Origin of the sequence: Mesorhizobium sp. B2-1-8, assembly GCF_006442545.2 — a bacterium.
Taxonomy (GTDB): domain Bacteria; phylum Pseudomonadota; class Alphaproteobacteria; order Rhizobiales; family Rhizobiaceae; genus Mesorhizobium.
Genome location: NZ_CP083952.1, coordinates 211071 through 226261 on the forward strand (window position 1 = coordinate 211071; position 15191 = coordinate 226261).

General features: G+C 64.8%; 14 protein-coding genes. 9 read left to right on the top strand and 5 right to left on the bottom strand.

The window, feature by feature from the left end; genetic code table 11:
- The first annotated feature begins 152 nt into the window (after positions 1–152).
- The 4 genes from trpS to FJ970_RS00980 all read left to right on the top strand — a co-directional run bounded on the left by trpS (position 153) and on the right by FJ970_RS00980 (position 5051).
- A complete protein-coding gene (gene trpS / locus FJ970_RS00965) occupies positions 153–1220 on the top strand; it encodes a tryptophan--tRNA ligase (protein ID WP_140760747.1) in 1068 nt (355 codons plus the stop codon).
- 133 nt (positions 1221–1353) lie between these two features.
- Positions 1354–1845: a universal stress protein gene (locus FJ970_RS00970; protein WP_140760744.1), complete on the top strand. Its 492-nt coding sequence runs from the start codon at positions 1354–1356 to the stop codon at positions 1843–1845.
- 169 nt (positions 1846–2014) lie between these two features.
- On the top strand, positions 2015–4339 hold the full coding sequence (locus FJ970_RS00975; RefSeq protein WP_140760742.1) for a glycogen debranching N-terminal domain-containing protein: 2325 nt from the start codon (positions 2015–2017) through the stop codon (positions 4337–4339).
- 142 nt (positions 4340–4481) lie between these two features.
- The gene (locus tag FJ970_RS00980) at positions 4482–5051 is read left to right on the top strand and encodes a NifU family protein (protein ID WP_027142904.1); all 570 of its coding nucleotides are present in this window, start codon (positions 4482–4484) and stop codon (positions 5049–5051) included.
- A 160-nt stretch (positions 5052–5211) separates the two neighbouring features.
- On the opposite strand, the gene FJ970_RS00985 is transcribed toward FJ970_RS00980, so the two are convergent.
- A complete protein-coding gene (locus FJ970_RS00985) occupies positions 5212–5829 on the bottom strand; it encodes a L,D-transpeptidase (protein ID WP_140760740.1) in 618 nt (205 codons plus the stop codon).
- Between the two features lie 225 nt (positions 5830–6054).
- On the opposite strand from FJ970_RS00985, the gene cueR reads away from it, so the two are divergent.
- From cueR to FJ970_RS01010, 5 genes are all read left to right on the top strand, one after another.
- Positions 6055–6540, top strand: a complete 486-nt coding sequence (gene cueR, locus FJ970_RS00990; RefSeq protein ID WP_140760738.1) for a Cu(I)-responsive transcriptional regulator — start codon at positions 6055–6057, stop codon at positions 6538–6540.
- A 110-nt stretch (positions 6541–6650) separates the two neighbouring features.
- Positions 6651–7121 carry a nucleoside deaminase gene (locus FJ970_RS00995; protein WP_140760735.1) on the top strand — a complete coding sequence of 157 codons (471 nt, stop codon included), beginning with the start codon at positions 6651–6653 and terminating at the stop codon, positions 7119–7121.
- A 584-nt stretch (positions 7122–7705) separates the two neighbouring features.
- Positions 7706–7984: a DUF6894 family protein gene (locus tag FJ970_RS01000; RefSeq protein ID WP_140760733.1), complete on the top strand. Its 279-nt coding sequence runs from the start codon at positions 7706–7708 to the stop codon at positions 7982–7984.
- A gap of 200 nt (positions 7985–8184) precedes the next feature.
- Positions 8185–8379: a hypothetical protein gene (locus tag FJ970_RS01005; protein ID WP_140760731.1), complete on the top strand. Its 195-nt coding sequence runs from the start codon at positions 8185–8187 to the stop codon at positions 8377–8379.
- A gap of 105 nt (positions 8380–8484) precedes the next feature.
- Positions 8485–8985, top strand: coding sequence for an MmcB family DNA repair protein (locus FJ970_RS01010; protein ID WP_181178694.1), 501 nt, complete (start codon positions 8485–8487; stop codon positions 8983–8985).
- A gap of 278 nt (positions 8986–9263) precedes the next feature.
- Here FJ970_RS01010 and nhaA read toward each other — a convergent pair whose 3' ends face one another.
- The 4 genes from nhaA to hrpB all read right to left on the bottom strand — a co-directional run bounded on the left by nhaA (position 9264) and on the right by hrpB (position 15178).
- Entirely contained in the window at positions 9264–10460 is a 1197-nt protein-coding gene (nhaA, locus tag FJ970_RS01015) for a Na+/H+ antiporter NhaA (protein WP_140760725.1), read from the bottom strand.
- Positions 10461–10730: 270 nt separating this feature from the next.
- Positions 10731–11294, bottom strand: a complete 564-nt coding sequence (locus FJ970_RS01020; RefSeq protein WP_015314185.1) for an ActR/PrrA/RegA family redox response regulator transcription factor — start codon at positions 11292–11294, stop codon at positions 10731–10733.
- A 63-nt stretch (positions 11295–11357) separates the two neighbouring features.
- Positions 11358–12689, bottom strand: a complete 1332-nt coding sequence (locus FJ970_RS01025) for an ActS/PrrB/RegB family redox-sensitive histidine kinase (protein WP_140760723.1) — start codon at positions 12687–12689, stop codon at positions 11358–11360.
- 26 nt (positions 12690–12715) lie between these two features.
- On the bottom strand, positions 12716–15178 hold the full coding sequence (gene hrpB, locus FJ970_RS01030) for an ATP-dependent helicase HrpB (protein ID WP_140760721.1): 2463 nt from the start codon (positions 15176–15178) through the stop codon (positions 12716–12718).
- Positions 15179–15191 lie beyond the last annotated feature (13 nt).

The window sequence follows — 15191 nt, forward strand, 5'->3', positions numbered from 1 at the left end:
GCTGCTCTTGATCCTCCCCCCACTCTCGTCCATAAGCGCGCCGTCGCAAGACTTTCGCCGCGCGCGGTTTCCAGCCGCGTGATTGGCTCCGAAAAGTCTGCAACTTTTCGGAATCACGCTTATACGGCCCTCCACAAGCCATGAGGAAACCCATGTCCGCCTTCAAGCCACTCGTCTTCTCCGGTGTCCAGCCGACCGGCAATCTGCATCTCGGCAACTATCTCGGCGCCATCAAGAAATTCGTCGCCCTGCAGGACACGTCCGACTGCATCTATTGCGTCGTCGACCTGCATTCGCTGACCGCCCAGCTCGTCTATGACGACCTTGCCGACCAGACGCGGTCGATCACTGCGGCGTTCCTCGCCTCCGGCATCGATCCGAAGAAGCACATCGTCTTCAACCAGTCGCGGGTGATGCAGCATGCGGAGCTCGCCTGGATCTTCAACTGCGTCGCGCGCATCGGCTGGATGAACAAGATGACGCAGTTCAAGGACAAGGCTGGCAAGGACCGCGAGAATGCCTCGCTGGGCCTGCTCGCCTATCCCTCGCTGATGGCGGCCGACATCCTGCTCTACCGCGCCACCCACGTGCCGGTGGGCGAGGACCAGAAGCAGCATCTGGAATTGACCCGCGACATCGCCCAGAAATTCAACAACGATTTCTCCGACCGCATCGCCGGTCTTGGCGTCGGCGTCGAGATGCAGGTCGGCGAGGAGACGGTGAACGGCTTCTTCCCGATCACCGAACCGGTCATCGGCGGCCCGGCGGCGCGCATCATGAGCCTGCGCGACGGGTCGAAGAAGATGTCGAAGTCGGACCCATCGGACCTGTCGCGCATCAACCTGACCGACGATGCCGACACCATCTCGAAGAAGATCCGCAAGGCCAAGACCGACCCGGAAGCCTTGCCGAGCGAGGTCGACGGGCTGGAAAGCCGGCCCGAGGCGGAAAACCTGGTCGGCATCTATGCGGGCCTCGCCGAGATGTCGAAGGCCGACGTGCTCAGGCAATTCGGCGGCCAGCAATTCTCCGTCTTCAAGCCGGCGCTGGCCGATCTCGCGGTGGAAAAACTGGCGCCGATCGCCGGCGAGATGCGGCGCATCCAGGGCGACCGCGCCTATGTCGACGCCGTGCTCCGGGACGGCGGCGAACGTGCCGGCGTGCTTGCCGAGACGACAATGAAGACGGTGCGCGACATTGTCGGGCTGCTGCAGGGCTGAGCCTGATCGTCAACGCACCGCCTCATACCGGCCCAGGACATACTGGCCAAGACATACTGGCCTATGGCCGGCGGCTTGCCGCCGGCCTGCCGTGGTGGCAGATTGCGGCGCAAAAGATACCGAGTAGGTAGACATGGTCTCCAAACGCCTCAGCCGCGAAGCCGGTCATCGCAGGAAATTCCTGGCGATCATCGATGACACGCCGGAATGCGAACGCGCCGTCGCCTACGCCTCGAAGCGGGCGCAGAGCACCAGCGGCACGCTGGTGCTGCTCTATGTCATCGTACCGGACGATTTCCAACACTGGCTGGGCGTCGAGAAGATCATGCGCGAGGAGGCGAACGCCACGGCGCGCGCGGCGCTCGATGGCTACGCCAACAAGGTGCGCCAGAAGCTCGGCATCGAACCGGAGATGGTCGTGCGCGAAGGCAAGCCGACGGAAGAGATCCATAAGCTGATCGAGGAAGACCAGGATATCGCCATTCTCGTGCTGGCGGCCGGTGCCGGCAAGGAAGGGCCGGGGCCGCTGGTCGGCGCCGTGGCCGGCAAGGGCGCTGCCTTTCCGATCCCGGTGACCGTGGTGCCGCAGAACCTGTCGGACGACGAGATCGAGAGCCTCGCCTAGGGTGTGAGCTCTCGGGTTCCGCGAAGGACCCCTCCCGTGCAATCGGGTGGATGGATCCGACCCTATCGGCGTCATCAGTCATCGGTGCGCGACAAAGCGCGCCCTTGGCGCGTTATCCCGTTGCGCCATTTGGAATCGGCATGGAAGCCATGATTCCAAAGGAAAGCCGATGGCCAGATTGAACAGGGAAGCAGGCAAGAGCGGGCGGCCCAACCCGCAAAGCAGCGGGAAGGCCCGGCCTGCTCCACGACACCGCGAGCAGTCGGCACGAGCTCAGGACAAGGTGCAGCAGACTCCGCAGGCGCAGCAGGAGCGCAAGCTTCGTGTGCTGACCAAGGGGCATCCGGCCATGGTGGACAGCATCGCCGGTGCGGTCACGGTCAAGAACCTCGATCTTTACTACGTCGTCGCTTCGGACGCGCAGATGCCTGTGAAAGGCGAGCACGGGTTCGGGCTGTATTTTCACGACTGCCGCTTCCTCGGCGGCTATGAGATGGCGCTTGCCGGTCTGGCTCCCGTCGTGTTGGCCTCGACCGCACAAGAGGGCTATCGGGCGCTTTTTGAATTGACCAATCCTGAGCTGCAGCTCGAGCAGGGGCAATCGATCCCCAAGGACGAACTCGGCATCCGCTGGCAGCGTGTTCTCGATGCGGGGCAGACCTGCGTGCGGGAGGTCATGACCATTCAGAACTTCGGGCACCAGGCATGCAGCTTTCCGCTGACCTTGCACTTCCGAGCCGGCTTCGAGGACATCTTCAGCGTGCGCGGGTTGGTGCAGGACAACCTCGGCAGATCCGAGCAACCCGCCTGGCGCGGCGGCAAGCTGGAGTTCGTGTACCACGGCGCCGATCGGCTGCGCAGGACAGTGACGGTCACCTTCTCGCCCGCGCCCGACACCAGGCACAAAACCGCTGCGGAGTTCCGCATCCGTGTCCCCGCGGGCGACACGCGGACCATCACGGTTACCCTCGAGCTTACCGAAAACGCCGAGGAGGCCGAGGCCGGGCATTTGGACCAGCGGCCGGCGGTTACGCTCGGCAGCCTCGCAAGAAACCTCCAGAACAGTTCACAACAATGGCTGGAGCAGCATACGAAGCTCACCAGCGACAGCGCGCTGCTCAACGGCATCATGGACCGCTCGCTGCGCGATCTCGCGGTGCTGAGATCGCGCCTGGGCGACAAGGAGTATTTTGCCGCCGGCGTGCCGTGGTTCGTCGCCCTGTTCGGCCGCGACAGTCTGATCGTGGCCTTGGAGATGCTGGCTTTCCAGCCGGAGATCGCCGCCCAGACATTGCGGCTGCTGGCCAGCTATCAGGGGTGGCGGGACGATCCGTGGCGCGAGGAGCAGCCCGGCAAGATCATCCATGAACTCAGGGTCGGCGAGCTTGCCCGGGCCGGCGACGTTCCGCACGCCCAATTCTACGGCACGGTGGACGCAACCCCGCTCTTCCTGCTGCTTCTGGGCCGCCATGCGGCGTGGACCGGCGACCTCGGTCTGTTCCGCGAATTGCGGGAGCCGGTGGAACGCGCGCTGGGCTGGATCGCGAAGGCCGGGGACAACCATGGCGACGGCTACCTCAAATATCGCAGCCGGTCCGAGAAAGGCCTGGTCAACCAGGGATGGAAGGATTCAGGCGACGCCATCGTCAGGGCCGACGGCAGCCTTGCGAAGCCGCCGATAGCGCTGGTCGAGGTGCAGGGCTACGTATTTGCCGCGAAGCGGGCGATTGCCGATCTCTACGAGCGCGCCGGAGAGCCCGATCGGGCAAGCCAGCTTCGCCATGAAGCCGAGACGCTTCGGAAACGATTCAACCGTGACTTCTGGTGCGAGGAGCAAGGCATCTTCGTCCTCGCCCTGGAGGCCGGAGGCCGCCGGGCCGAAGTCGTCTCCTCAAATCCCGGGCACGCGCTGTGGACCGGTATCGCGGACGAGGACAAGGGGCACCGGTCCGTGGCGCGCCTTATGCAGGACGACATGTTCAGCGGCTGGGGCGTGCGCACCCTGTCGACGGCGGAACGGCGCTACAATCCGGTCGGATACCATCTCGGAACCGTTTGGCCGCATGACAATGCGCTGCTGGCGGCCGGCTGTCGAAACCATGGCGAGGATGAAGCGGCGCTGCGGATCTTCACCGCGATTGCCGAGGCTGCCGCGCACTTTCGCCACCAAAGGCTGCCCGAGGCGATGGCGGGCTTTCGACGCGAGGATTTCCAGGCGCCGGTGCATTATCCCGTGGCTTGCCACCCGCAGGCCTGGGCAGCCGGAGCGATACCGTTCCTGGTGACCACGTGCCTCGGGCTGGAGCCCGACGCATTCGCCGGGAAACTGCGGGTGGTGCGGCCTCGCCTGCCCGACTTTGCAAAGCACATAGCGCTTCACGGGCTGCGCGTCGGTGACGGCAGCGCCGACCTCGAATTCAGGCGGACCGCCGACGGGGCCGAGGTAACCATCCTGCGGACAAATGGACAACTGAGCGTCGATGTTGAAGGATAGTGCTTGTCGGGTTTCGAAGGGCCACGGCAAAAACATTCCGCCAGCCAGCCGTTCCGGCGATGCGTTTCGCTTGAATGTCCAGCCGATAGAGCCTATTTAGAACTATTCCAAACTAGTTGCCCAAACGGGCATGGAGACGGCCATGTTCATCCAGACCGAGTCGACGCCCAATCCGGCGACGCTGAAATTCCTGCCCGGCAAGGAAGTGCTGCTCGAAGGCACCGCCGATTTCCGCGATGCCGACAGTGCGGCGACGGCCTCGCCGCTGGCTGGCCGGCTGTTCGAAATCCCCGGCGTCACCGGTGTTTTCTTCGGCTACGATTTCATCACCGTGTCCAAGGACGGCCCGGACTGGCAGCACCTGAAGCCGGCGATCCTCGGCGCCATCATGGAGCATTTCATGTCCGGCGCGCCTGTCATGGCCAAGGCCGGTCCCGCCGCCGAGACCAGCCAGACCGGCGAATTCTACGACAAGGCCGACGAGGAGCTCGTCATCACCATCAAGGAGCTGCTCGATACGCGGGTGCGCCCGGCGGTGGCGCAGGACGGCGGCGACATCACCTTCCGCGGCTTCGAGAACGGCACCGTGTTCCTGCACATGAAAGGTGCGTGCGCCGGTTGCCCGTCGTCGACGGCGACGTTGAAGCACGGCATCCAGAACCTGCTTCGCCATTTCGTGCCGGAAGTGCAGCAGGTCGAACAGGTTTCCTAATCGGTAATTTCCCACAAAACAGACAACAAAAAACCGGGCCGAATTGCCCGGTTTTTTGTTTGGGACGTCCGTTGTTGCCTAGACGGTCCGCGTATGAAAGGCGACTTCCAGTCTAACCACGATATGCCGAAAAAGCGGACAGGCTTTCCGGCATCATGGCCTAAAGAACGATGACCTTGGCGCCGACCTCGGCGCGATCGTAGAGGTCGATGACATCCTGGTTCATCAGCCGGATGCAACCCGACGACATCGCCTTGCCGATCGAGTTCCATTCCGGGCTGCCGTGCAGGCGGTAGCCCATGTCACCGCCCTTGTTGAACAGGTACATGGCGCGCGCGCCGAGCGGGTTCTTCAGGCCCGGATCCATGCCGCCGGCGAACTTGGCGAGTTCGGGCTGGCGCTTGATCATCTGCGAGGGCGGGGTCCAGGTCGGCCATTCGCGCTTGATGGCGATATGGGCGGTGCCGTGCCATTCAAAACCCTCGCGGCCTACGCCGATACCGTAGCGGATTGCCCGGCCGCCGCCCTCGACGAAGTAAAGGAACTTGTTCTGCGTATCGACGATGATGGTGCCCGGCTTTTCCTTGCTGTCGTAATTGACTTCCTGGCGATGGTACTTCGAAGGCACTTTCTCGATCGGGATACGCGGCAGCTGGTAACCGGCATCGGTCACCGCGCCATAGTCGTTGGAGAAGATCTGCCCGCCGATGGTGCTGCAACCGGCAATAGCGGTGGACAACGCCAGTGCGGCGACTATTGCAAGCGACTTCATGCGCATGTGGTGATCCGGTGCCCCGCCTAAACCAGAGCGGCACGAGTCGGCCGCTTTCTCAACATCATTCATGCTGGCATTTGCTTTGCTTGCCAAGCACACGATGCCTATATGCAGGGACTTACATGCTGGTATGCGTATCACTATGGCATTTCGGCAACATGCTTCACCGGATTGTGAAGGAAATTCAATGGGCCTGAATCGCAGGCCTCGCAAAACCGAGGACCCGCCATGAATGTCGGCGACGCCGCCCACCGCTCAGGCCTGCCGGCCAAGACCATCCGCTACTACGAGGAAATCGGCCTGATCGCGCCCGCGCGCGCCGCCAATGGCTACCGCGACTATTCGGGCGACGACATCCACCGGTTGGCCTTCCTGCGCCGCGCGCGCAACCTCGGCTTTTCCATCGACGACTGCCGCCAACTGATGGCGCTCTACAGGGATCGCGGCCGCGCCAGCCACGACGTGCGCGCGATCGCCGCCGCCCACGTCACAGCCATCGAGGAGAAGGTGCGCGAGCTGCAATCGATGCGCTCGACGCTGCAGAAGCTCGTTCATGCCTGCCATGGCGACGAGCGGCCGGACTGCCCGATCCTGGATGATATGGCGGGGGCGGCGTTGGCCGGCGACAAACCGCACCGCAGGAGCGGTCGACAGCGTGTCGAGGAAGGTGTCCTGGGCGAAGGCGGCGCCAGCCGCCTTGCCACGCGCTCGTGAAAGCCGCCAGCATTGGTTCGTGCAGTATATTGCACGCTCTAATATGAGCGTAGGGTACAAGCACAGCCGCTGGTCCCGCTTGCCGGTGACCCAATGACCGGAGAGAGTGCATGACCCGCGACCAGATGCTCGCCCACCTTCGCACCGCCGATGCGGTCGCTCGCGAGACTGCCGCGCACGGCCATCATCCGTTCGGTGCGGTGCTGGTCGGTCCCGACGACGCGATCCTCATGCGCCAAGGCAACATCGACACCGTTCATCACGCCGAGACCGAACTCGCACGGCGCGCGGCGGCAGCCTATTCGCCGGCGTTTCTCTGGACCTGCACGCTGGTCTCGACCGGCGAGCCCTGTGCGATGTGCACCGGAACGCTCTACTGGGCGAATATCGGGCGGCTGGTCTATGGCTTCGAGGAGACCGAGCTTCTCGCGCTGACCGGCGACCATCCCGAAAACCCGACGATGAGCCTGTCCTCGCGCGTCGTGCTCGGCTCTGGACAGAAGAAGATCGAGGTTCACGGCCCCTTCCCCGAAATTGCGGACGAACTGGTCGCGGTGCACCGTGGCTTCTGGCAGCGATAGCGGTTCTTCGCGACCACGCCCCGCGGAAATGCTGCCCGGCATTCGAATGACGCCACCCCGCCAATCCTGCGCTATTATGGTCAAAGCTGACGGCGACCAAATCCCCAAATCTGCCGCCGCCAGTCAGGCTCGGCGGTTTTGCCAGTATTTATGTCCCCCCAAACCGCCGAGCCGCCCCCGGTCAGCCGGTCGATTCCTCTGCCTAAAGCGGGTTGGGCGGCAGATTCAACGCGCGTTTTTGAGGCGGCTGGTCCACGGCGTCTCGTGCTTGCCTTGGTACGAAGGGGCGCGCCAACGCTGCCCTGTTCAAACCCAATAAAAAGCCCGCCACAGTAGCGACCCGGGACGGGCTTCATTCTGAGCGGCTACATCCTGAGAATCGACCGCTGCACCCTAACTGTTTAGCATTTTAATTATTCTGTGAATGGTGTTATCGCACCATTGGGTCTGTCAAATACACAATCGCCGCCTAAAAGGCGATTATCCGGAATATGATCCTCGACAGGCCGGCTCTTTCTGTACGCATCATACCAAGCCCGCGTTGGCCTCTAGGAAATCCATGGCGCCGCTCTAGGTGGGGCGGAATGGCGCTCTATTATTTCCACCTCGACAACAACGGAACGAGCTTCCCTGACGATGGGGGCACAGAGTGCCAGGACGTTGCCGTTGTCAGGTATGAAGCAATCAATTTCCTGGCAGAGATGACGAGAAACGCGCTTCCGGATGGCGATGACCACAAGCTGGTGATCGTAGTCAAAGATGGCGGCGGAGATTTGGTTTTTCGAGCCAGTCTTTTTGAGGTTGAAACGGGGCGTCTGTCGGCATCACCACCCTCGCCAGGTCATGGAACCGTGGGAACCTGACGACTACTTCGATATAAGCGCTCGCCTATATCAGGAACGGGCGGTGGCACAGGTTGAGAATTTGCGCTCGGATATCGAAGAGACGCGCCGTGTAATCGATGAATCTCGCAAGCTGCTAGATCGGCTTGCCGCCAAGTCAGGCGGCGCTATCCAGCCGTAGGGGAATGGCTCCGCTGTGGAAGCTCTGATACAAATCAGCCATGGTCGCGCCCTTTAGTAGTTTTGTTGGAAGCATGATCCTTATTGTGATCGGCATTCTCGCGTACCGGTGGTTTGGCCTCATCGCGGTCGTCATTGTCGGCGGCATTGGTTATCCCGCGTTGCTGGCCTTGACCTTATACTGGGGCGATTTGAAAGCCCGGAAGGTCTTTAATCCGACTGATCAGGACCTCTAGCCGTTCAGAACTAGGCCGTATGGGCCTGACAGGCCGGCAACCTATTTGGTGGTTCGACGCAAGAACGGGTTCAAACCGTGAACAAAATCTGGCATAGTGCCTGCCATGCCAATCATCTCCCCGATTCCCCTGAACCCTCTGATCGACGGTCGCCAGTCCGAGCGCGCCATGCTGGTGCGGCGGGGCGTGCAGCGGCTGCTGATGCAAATGGGCGCGCATGTGCTGCCCGAACTGTCGCTGGCCACCGGCCGCCGCGCCGACCTCGTGGCGCTGACCCGGCAAGGCGATATCTGGATCATCGAGATCAAATCCTCGATCGAGGATTTTCGCGTCGACCGCAAATGGCCTGATTACCGGCTGCATTCCGACCGTTTCTTCTTTGCTACCCATCCCGGCGTGCCAGCCGAAATCTTTCCCGAAGAATGCGGCTTCATCCTCTCCGACGGCTATGGCGCCGAAATCCTGCGCGACGCGCCGGAGCACCGCATGGCGGCGGCAACGCGCAAGGCGCTGATGCTGCGCATCGCAAGGGCGGGTGCTTCGCGGCTGCTGGCGGCGGAGCTGGCGGGCGTGGCAGTGCCGGCGCTGGAGGGGGAGAGCGAGTAAACGCGGCCCTGAAATTGACGCCCGCAACTGTCAGGGTGCTGGCGCCGCCCCTCATCTGCCTGCCGGCATCTTCTCCCCGTATAGCGACGGGGAGAAGGACGCTCTCGTCGCGGATTTCGCCGATCGCCGACATTGCAGAGAAAGGTGGCGGGGTTGCGGCCAGCCCCTTCGCCCCGTTTACGGGGAGAAGATGCCGGCAGGCAGATGAGGGGCGGCGCGACATTCGCCGAAAAGTGGATTCGCGTCGAAACAGCGGTCACGTTTTAGGGCAGGCCATCCTACTCCTCCGCTTCTTCCACTCCCCCCGCAGCCGGCGCCATCAGCAGCACCGCGGCGCCGAGCAGCGCGGCGACGAAGGAACCCGCGAGAATGCCGACCTTGACCGCGTCCTGCAGCGCCACGTCGCTGGCGAAGGCGAGCAGGCCGATGAACAGGCTCATGGTGAAGCCGATGCCACACAGCAGCGAGATGCCGATCATGTGCGACCAGCCGGCATGGGCCGGCAGGTCGGCGAGGCCGAAGCGGATGGCGAGCGCGGAGGAGCCGAACACGCCGACCAGCTTGCCGACGACGAGACCGGCCGCGACGCCCAGCGTCAGAGGCTCGATCAAGGCACTGACGCTCAGGCCGGCAAGCGAAACGCCGGCATTGGCGAAGCCGAAGATCGGCACGACGATGAACGCCACCAGCTTGTGCAGACCATGCTCGAGCCGGTGCAGCGGCGAATGGTCGAGATCGTGGCCGATCCCGGCGGAGCGTTCGAGCGGAATGGTGAGCGCCAGCGCCACGCCGGCGAGCGTGGCATGGACGCCGGACTTCAGCACCAGCACCCACAGGACGGCGCCAAGCACGAGATAAGGCACCAGCGTCATCACCCGCATGCGGTTGAGCACGACAAGCGCGGCAATGACGGCGAAGGCCGCGCCGAGATAGGCCAGCGACAGACCGCTGGTGTAGAATATGGCGATGATGATGACGGCGCCCAGGTCGTCGATGATGGCAAGCGCGGTCAGGAAGACCTTCAGCGAGGCCGGCACGCGGCTGCCGAGCAGCGACAGCACGCCGAGGGCGAAGGCGATATCGGTGGCGGTCGGGATCGCCCAGCCGGACAATGCGGCCGGGTTGTTGCTGTTGACGGCGACATAGACCAGCGCCGGCACCACCATGCCGCCGGCCGCGGCTATGCCGGGCAGCACCCGGCGCGGCCAGGTCGAGAGCTGGCCGTCCAGCATCTCGCGCTTGATCTCCAGCCCGACGAGCAGGAAGAACACCGCCATCAGCCCGTCATTGACCCAGTGCGAGACGCTGAGCGGGCCGAGATAGGCGTGGAGAACGGAGAAATAGGTTTCGGCAAGCGGCGAATTGGCGACGATCAGGGCAAGGGCGGCCGCCGCCATCAGGATGATCCCGCCAGCCGCCTCGCTGTCCAGGAATTCGCGAAAGACGGAAACCGGCCGTTGCTTCAAATCCTGCATTTTGCCTCCGTTACCTAGCCTGCTCGGCGGGCTTCATTGTCCATGCGCCGGCGCCGCCCCTCACCTGCCTGCCGGCATCCTCTCGCCGTATAGTGACGGGGAGAGGGGCGCTGTCACTGTCGGCTTGGCCAATCACCTGCGTCGCAGAAGGGCGCCGACATCGCAGCCAGCCTCTTTCTCTCCGTCACTATACGGGGAGAAATGCCCGGCAGGGCAATGAGGGGCGGCGCTGAGTTCGAAATTGGCATGGTCCGAACCGATCCGGCGATCCTAGCGCGGCGCGCGCTTGGCCAGTATCCGCTGCAGCGTGCGGCGATGCATGTTGAGCCGGCGCGCGGTCTCGGAGACGTTGCGCTCGCACATTTCGTAGACGCGCTGGATATGTTCCCAGCGCACGCGGTCGGCCGACATCGGGTTTTCCGGAGGCGCGGCGCGCTCGCCGGTGGTGCGGGTCAGTGCCGCGAAGACATCGTCGGCATCGGCGGGCTTCGACAGATAGTCGACGGCGCCGAGTTTCACCGCGGTCACCGCGGTGGCGATGTTGCCGTAGCCGGTCAAGATGATGGTGCGGGAATCCTCGCGCTTCTCGCGGATGGCGGCGACCACGTCGAGGCCGTTGCCGTCGCCCAGCCGCATGTCGACCACCGCATAAGCGGGCGGATTGGCGCGGGCCTTGCCCACGGCCTCCTCGACGCTCTCGGCGGTCTCGACCACGAAGCCCCTGGTTTCCATGGCACGGGCCAGACGGGTCAGGAACGGCTTGTCGTCATCGACGATCAGAAGCGAGGTGTCCTCGCCTTCAACCATGGGCCCACTGTTTTCATCGCCTGTCATCGTCTCGAAAATTCCTGCTGCCTTATTTTTACGCAGATATAGTTTTGCGGGGCTATTGTCCAATTACGCAGTGTCAAACATGGTCGCCGGGGCGGATTCCGGATTCAGAAAGACGCTTCTCGGCCATGAAATCCGCACCACGGCCCCTTCGCCGAGGCCGCTCGAGTTGCGGAAGTCGAGCGTAGCGCCAGAACGTTCGAGCAATGTCTTGGCGATGAACAGGCCGAGCCCGAGGCCGCCTCCGGCCTCATTGCCCTGGCGTGTCGACATATAGGGCTCGCCAATACGGTCGATGATCTCGGGCGGAAAACCCGGGCCGTCATCGGTGATCGAGAAGGAGACCGTCGCCTCGTCCCAGCTCCAGCGTATGGTGACGCTCTTGCGGGCGAAATCGACGGCGTTCTCGACCAGGTTGCCGAGGCCATAGATGACACCCGGATTGCGCCGCCCGACCGGCTCCGGTCCGGTCCGCTCGCCGGGGCGAAGCTTGATCGAAATGCCGAAGTCGCGATGCGGCGCGATAACCTCCTCGACCAGCGAGGTCAGCGGCAGGCGGGACAGATGCGCCTCGCCCTCCGACGACAGGCTGGTCAGGCGCTTGAGGATTTCGCGGCAGCGCTCGCTCTGCGAGCGCAGCAGCTTCACGTCTTCCCCGTATTTCGGATCGCTGCCGAGCGCCTTTTCCATTTCCTTGGCGACCAGCGTGATGGTGGCGAGCGGCGTGCCGAGTTCGTGCGCGGCGGCGGCGGCCAGGCCGTCGAGTGCCGAAAGATGCTGCTCGCGCTGCAACACCAGTTCGGTGGCGGCCAGCGCGTTGGCCAGAAGCCGGGCCTCGGCGGCCACCCGGAAGGCATAGATGGCAGTGAAGGCGATGGACGACAGCACCGCCATCCACATGCCGGCGACGTAGATGAAGGGCATCACCAGCGGCGCGCCTTCATGCCAGGGCAGCGGCAGATGTCGGAAGACCAGCAAGGTCGCCGCTATCATCACCAGCCCGCCGAGGATGGCGGTGAGCCGAAGGGGCAGCGAGGTCGCCGAAATGACGACGGGCACGGTCATCAGCAGCGAGAACGGATTGGTCAGGCCGCCGGTCATGTAGAGCAGGCCGGCAAGCTGCAGGCTGTCGAAGATCAGAATGCCGAAGGCGGCGAACGGGGTGAGCCGGTGCGCGGCCGGAAAGCGGAAGGCCAGAAACAGGTTCATCCAGGCCGAACCGGCGATCAGGGCGAAACACAGGCTGACCGGCAGCGGGAATTTCAGCCCGTAGGCGACGACGAGCACCGCCACGCTTTGACCGACGATGGCCAGCCAGCGCAGCCGGATCAGCGTGTTGAGGCGCAGTCGCTGGCTCTGCTGGAAATCGGGCGTGTTCAGAATGTTGATCATGGCCATGGATTACAGCCGTGGGGCGGCGAGCGCTAGGTCCCGCGCGGCTTGGCGCGGGCGGTGGCGGCGGCGAGCAGCGGGTTTTCCGGCCAGACATGCCTGGGATAGCGGCCGCGCATCTCGGCGCGCACGTCAGCCCAGGAGCCGCGCCAGAAGCCGGGCAGGTCGCGCGTCGTCTGGATCGGCCGGTGCGCCGGCGACAACAGCTCGAGCGTCAGGGGCACGGTGCCGCTGGCGATCGAAGGATGGCGGTCGAGGCCAAACAGTTCCTGGACGCGGACCGCCAGAACCGGCCGTTCGCCGTCATAGCGGATGGGAACATGGCTGCCCGACGGCGCGTCGAAATGGGTCGGCGCCAGCGCATCGACCTTACGCTGCAGGTCGTGCGGCACGAGCGACTCCAGCCCTGCCGAGATCACGCCGGGATCAATGGCGGCCAGGGATGCCGCACCGGACAGAAACGGCAGCAGCCAGTCGTCGAGGCGCTCGGCGAGCGCTTCATCCGACATGTCGGGCCAGGGCGCGCCCAGGCCTTTGTGCAGCCAGGATAGCCTGTGGCGCAGCGTCTGGGCCTCCTTGCTCCAGGTCAAAAGGGAAAGCCCATGCTCGCGCACGGCCTCGATGATGGCGCGGTCGGCATCGGCGCCGGTCGGCGGCGGCAGCATGCGTTCGGCGAGCGTGATGGCGCCGAGACGCACGGTTTCGCGCACCCGCACGGCGCGGCGCTCGCGGTCGAAACTCGTCTGCCTGCGCGTTTCGATCTTGCCGCCAAGCGCCGACCGGATGTCCTCCTCGCTGATTGCCGCCGCTGCCGTGATGCGGGCATTCTGCACCTTGCCCTGCAGGTCGGCGACGACCAGAAAGGGTTCGCCCGCCAGCGGATCGGCGGCGTCGAGCATGGCGCCGGAGCCATTGGCCAGCACGAAACGGCCGCGCTCGCCGCGCGCCTTGGCGACGCGGTCCGGCCAGGCATGGATGAGCAGGGTTCCGGCTGGAGCAACTCCGCTGGTCTTCGCAGCGCCTACCTGCCTGGCCAGGCGCTCGGCAAGCTGGCGCGCCGACGTGGCACGCGGCGATTTCTCGCCGCGAAAACGCATCAGCCGCCGCTCGAGATCGGCACCGTCGCCGCCAAGGCCGCGCTCGGTGAGCAGCACGGCGAGCATGGCTGCTTCGCCGCCATGGCCGCTGCCGGCCGCCTCGGCGACCATATGCGCCAGCCGTACCGGCAAAGCGAGCTTGCGCATCGACGCGCCCGCGCCCGTCAACCGGCCTGCCTCGTCGATTGCATCGAGCGCGCGCAACAGCGCCCTTGCCTCGTTGAGCGCGGGAGCCGGCGGCGGATCGAGGAAAGCGAGCGTCCCGGGATCGGCGACGCCGAAGGCGGCGCAGTCCAGCAGCAGGCCGGACAGGTCCGCCTCGAGGATTTCCGGCGGCGTGAAGGCGGGAAGCGCCGCCGTCTGCTCGGCGCGCCACAGCCGGATGGCGACGCCGGCTTGCGTGCGCCCGGCGCGGCCGGCGCGCTGGTCGGCGGAAGCCTTGCTGACGCGAACTGTCTCCAGCCGTGTCAGGCCGCTGGCCGGCTCGTAGCGCGGCAGCCGCGACAGGCCGGAATCGATGACGACGCGCACGCCGTCGATGGTGATTGAGGTCTCGGCGATCGAGGTCGCCAGCACCACCTTGCGGCGGCTTGGCGGCGCCGGCTTGATCGCCGCGTCCTGCGCCTTGCCGTCGAGCTGGCCATAGAGCGGGACGACGTCGGTGTCGGCGCCGACCTTGCCGGCCAGCCGTTCGGCGGTGCGCTCGATCTCGCGCTGGCCGGGCAGGAAGGCAAGCACGCTGCCGCTCTCGCCGGCAAGGGCGGAGCGGATCGCCTTGGCCATGGCGTCCTCGATCGGCACGCCGGCCGGCCGTTCGTCGTACCTGGTATCGACGGGGAAGGCGCGGCCCTCGCTTTCGATCACCGGCGCGCCCGACAGGAGTTTCGCGACCCGTGCGCCGTCGAGCGTTGCCGACATCACCAGCAGACGCAGATCCGGCCGCAGCGCGCCCTGCACATCGAGGGCGAGAGCGAGACCGAAATCGCCGTCGAGCGAACGCTCGTGGAATTCGTCGAAAATGACGGCGCAAACGCCGGGCAGTTCAGGGTCGTCGAGGATCATGCGCGACAGAACGCCCTCGGTGACGACCAGGATTTTCGTCCGCGCCGAGCTGCGGTTTTCCATACGCATGGCGTAGCCGACGGTGGCGCCCGGCTCTTCCCCCAGCAGTTCGGCCATGCGGCGCGCCGCGGCGCGGGCGGCCAGCCGGCGCGGTTCGAGCAACACGATCTTGCCCGTCCCCAGCCAGGGCGCATCGAGCAGCGCCAGCGGCACCAGCGTGGTCTTGCCGGCGCCGGGCGGCGCCACCAGCACGGCGCTGTTGCCAGAGCCGAGCGCCTCGGTCAGCGTCGGCAGCACGGCGGATACCGGAAGCTCCGGCAAGGGATTGGTCGTCATTGCGCCCGCATAT

Bases quoted from the DNA above. Each gene is read 5' to 3' on its own strand.
- cueR (WP_140760738.1), top strand. From the start codon at position 6,055: ATGAATGTCGGCGACGCCGCCCACCGCTCAGGCCTGCCGGCCAAGACC.
- FJ970_RS01020 (WP_015314185.1), bottom strand. From the start codon at position 11,294: ATGACAGGCGATGAAAACAGTGGGCCCATGGTTGAAGGCGAGGACACC.
- hrpB (WP_140760721.1), bottom strand. From the start codon at position 15,178: ATGACGACCAATCCCTTGCCGGAGCTTCCGGTATCCGCCGTGCTGCCG.
- FJ970_RS01000 (WP_140760733.1), top strand. From the start codon at position 7,706: ATGGCGCTCTATTATTTCCACCTCGACAACAACGGAACGAGCTTCCCT.
- FJ970_RS01025 (WP_140760723.1), bottom strand. From the start codon at position 12,689: ATGGCCATGATCAACATTCTGAACACGCCCGATTTCCAGCAGAGCCAG.
- nhaA (WP_140760725.1), bottom strand. From the start codon at position 10,460: ATGCAGGATTTGAAGCAACGGCCGGTTTCCGTCTTTCGCGAATTCCTG.
- FJ970_RS00980 (WP_027142904.1), top strand. From the start codon at position 4,482: ATGTTCATCCAGACCGAGTCGACGCCCAATCCGGCGACGCTGAAATTC.
- FJ970_RS00985 (WP_140760740.1), bottom strand. From the start codon at position 5,829: ATGCGCATGAAGTCGCTTGCAATAGTCGCCGCACTGGCGTTGTCCACC.
- FJ970_RS00995 (WP_140760735.1), top strand. From the start codon at position 6,651: ATGACCCGCGACCAGATGCTCGCCCACCTTCGCACCGCCGATGCGGTC.
- trpS (WP_140760747.1), top strand. From the start codon at position 153: ATGTCCGCCTTCAAGCCACTCGTCTTCTCCGGTGTCCAGCCGACCGGC.
- FJ970_RS00975 (WP_140760742.1), top strand. From the start codon at position 2,015: ATGGCCAGATTGAACAGGGAAGCAGGCAAGAGCGGGCGGCCCAACCCG.
- FJ970_RS01010 (WP_181178694.1), top strand. From the start codon at position 8,485: ATGCCAATCATCTCCCCGATTCCCCTGAACCCTCTGATCGACGGTCGC.
- FJ970_RS00970 (WP_140760744.1), top strand. From the start codon at position 1,354: ATGGTCTCCAAACGCCTCAGCCGCGAAGCCGGTCATCGCAGGAAATTC.
- FJ970_RS01005 (WP_140760731.1), top strand. From the start codon at position 8,185: ATGGTCGCGCCCTTTAGTAGTTTTGTTGGAAGCATGATCCTTATTGTG.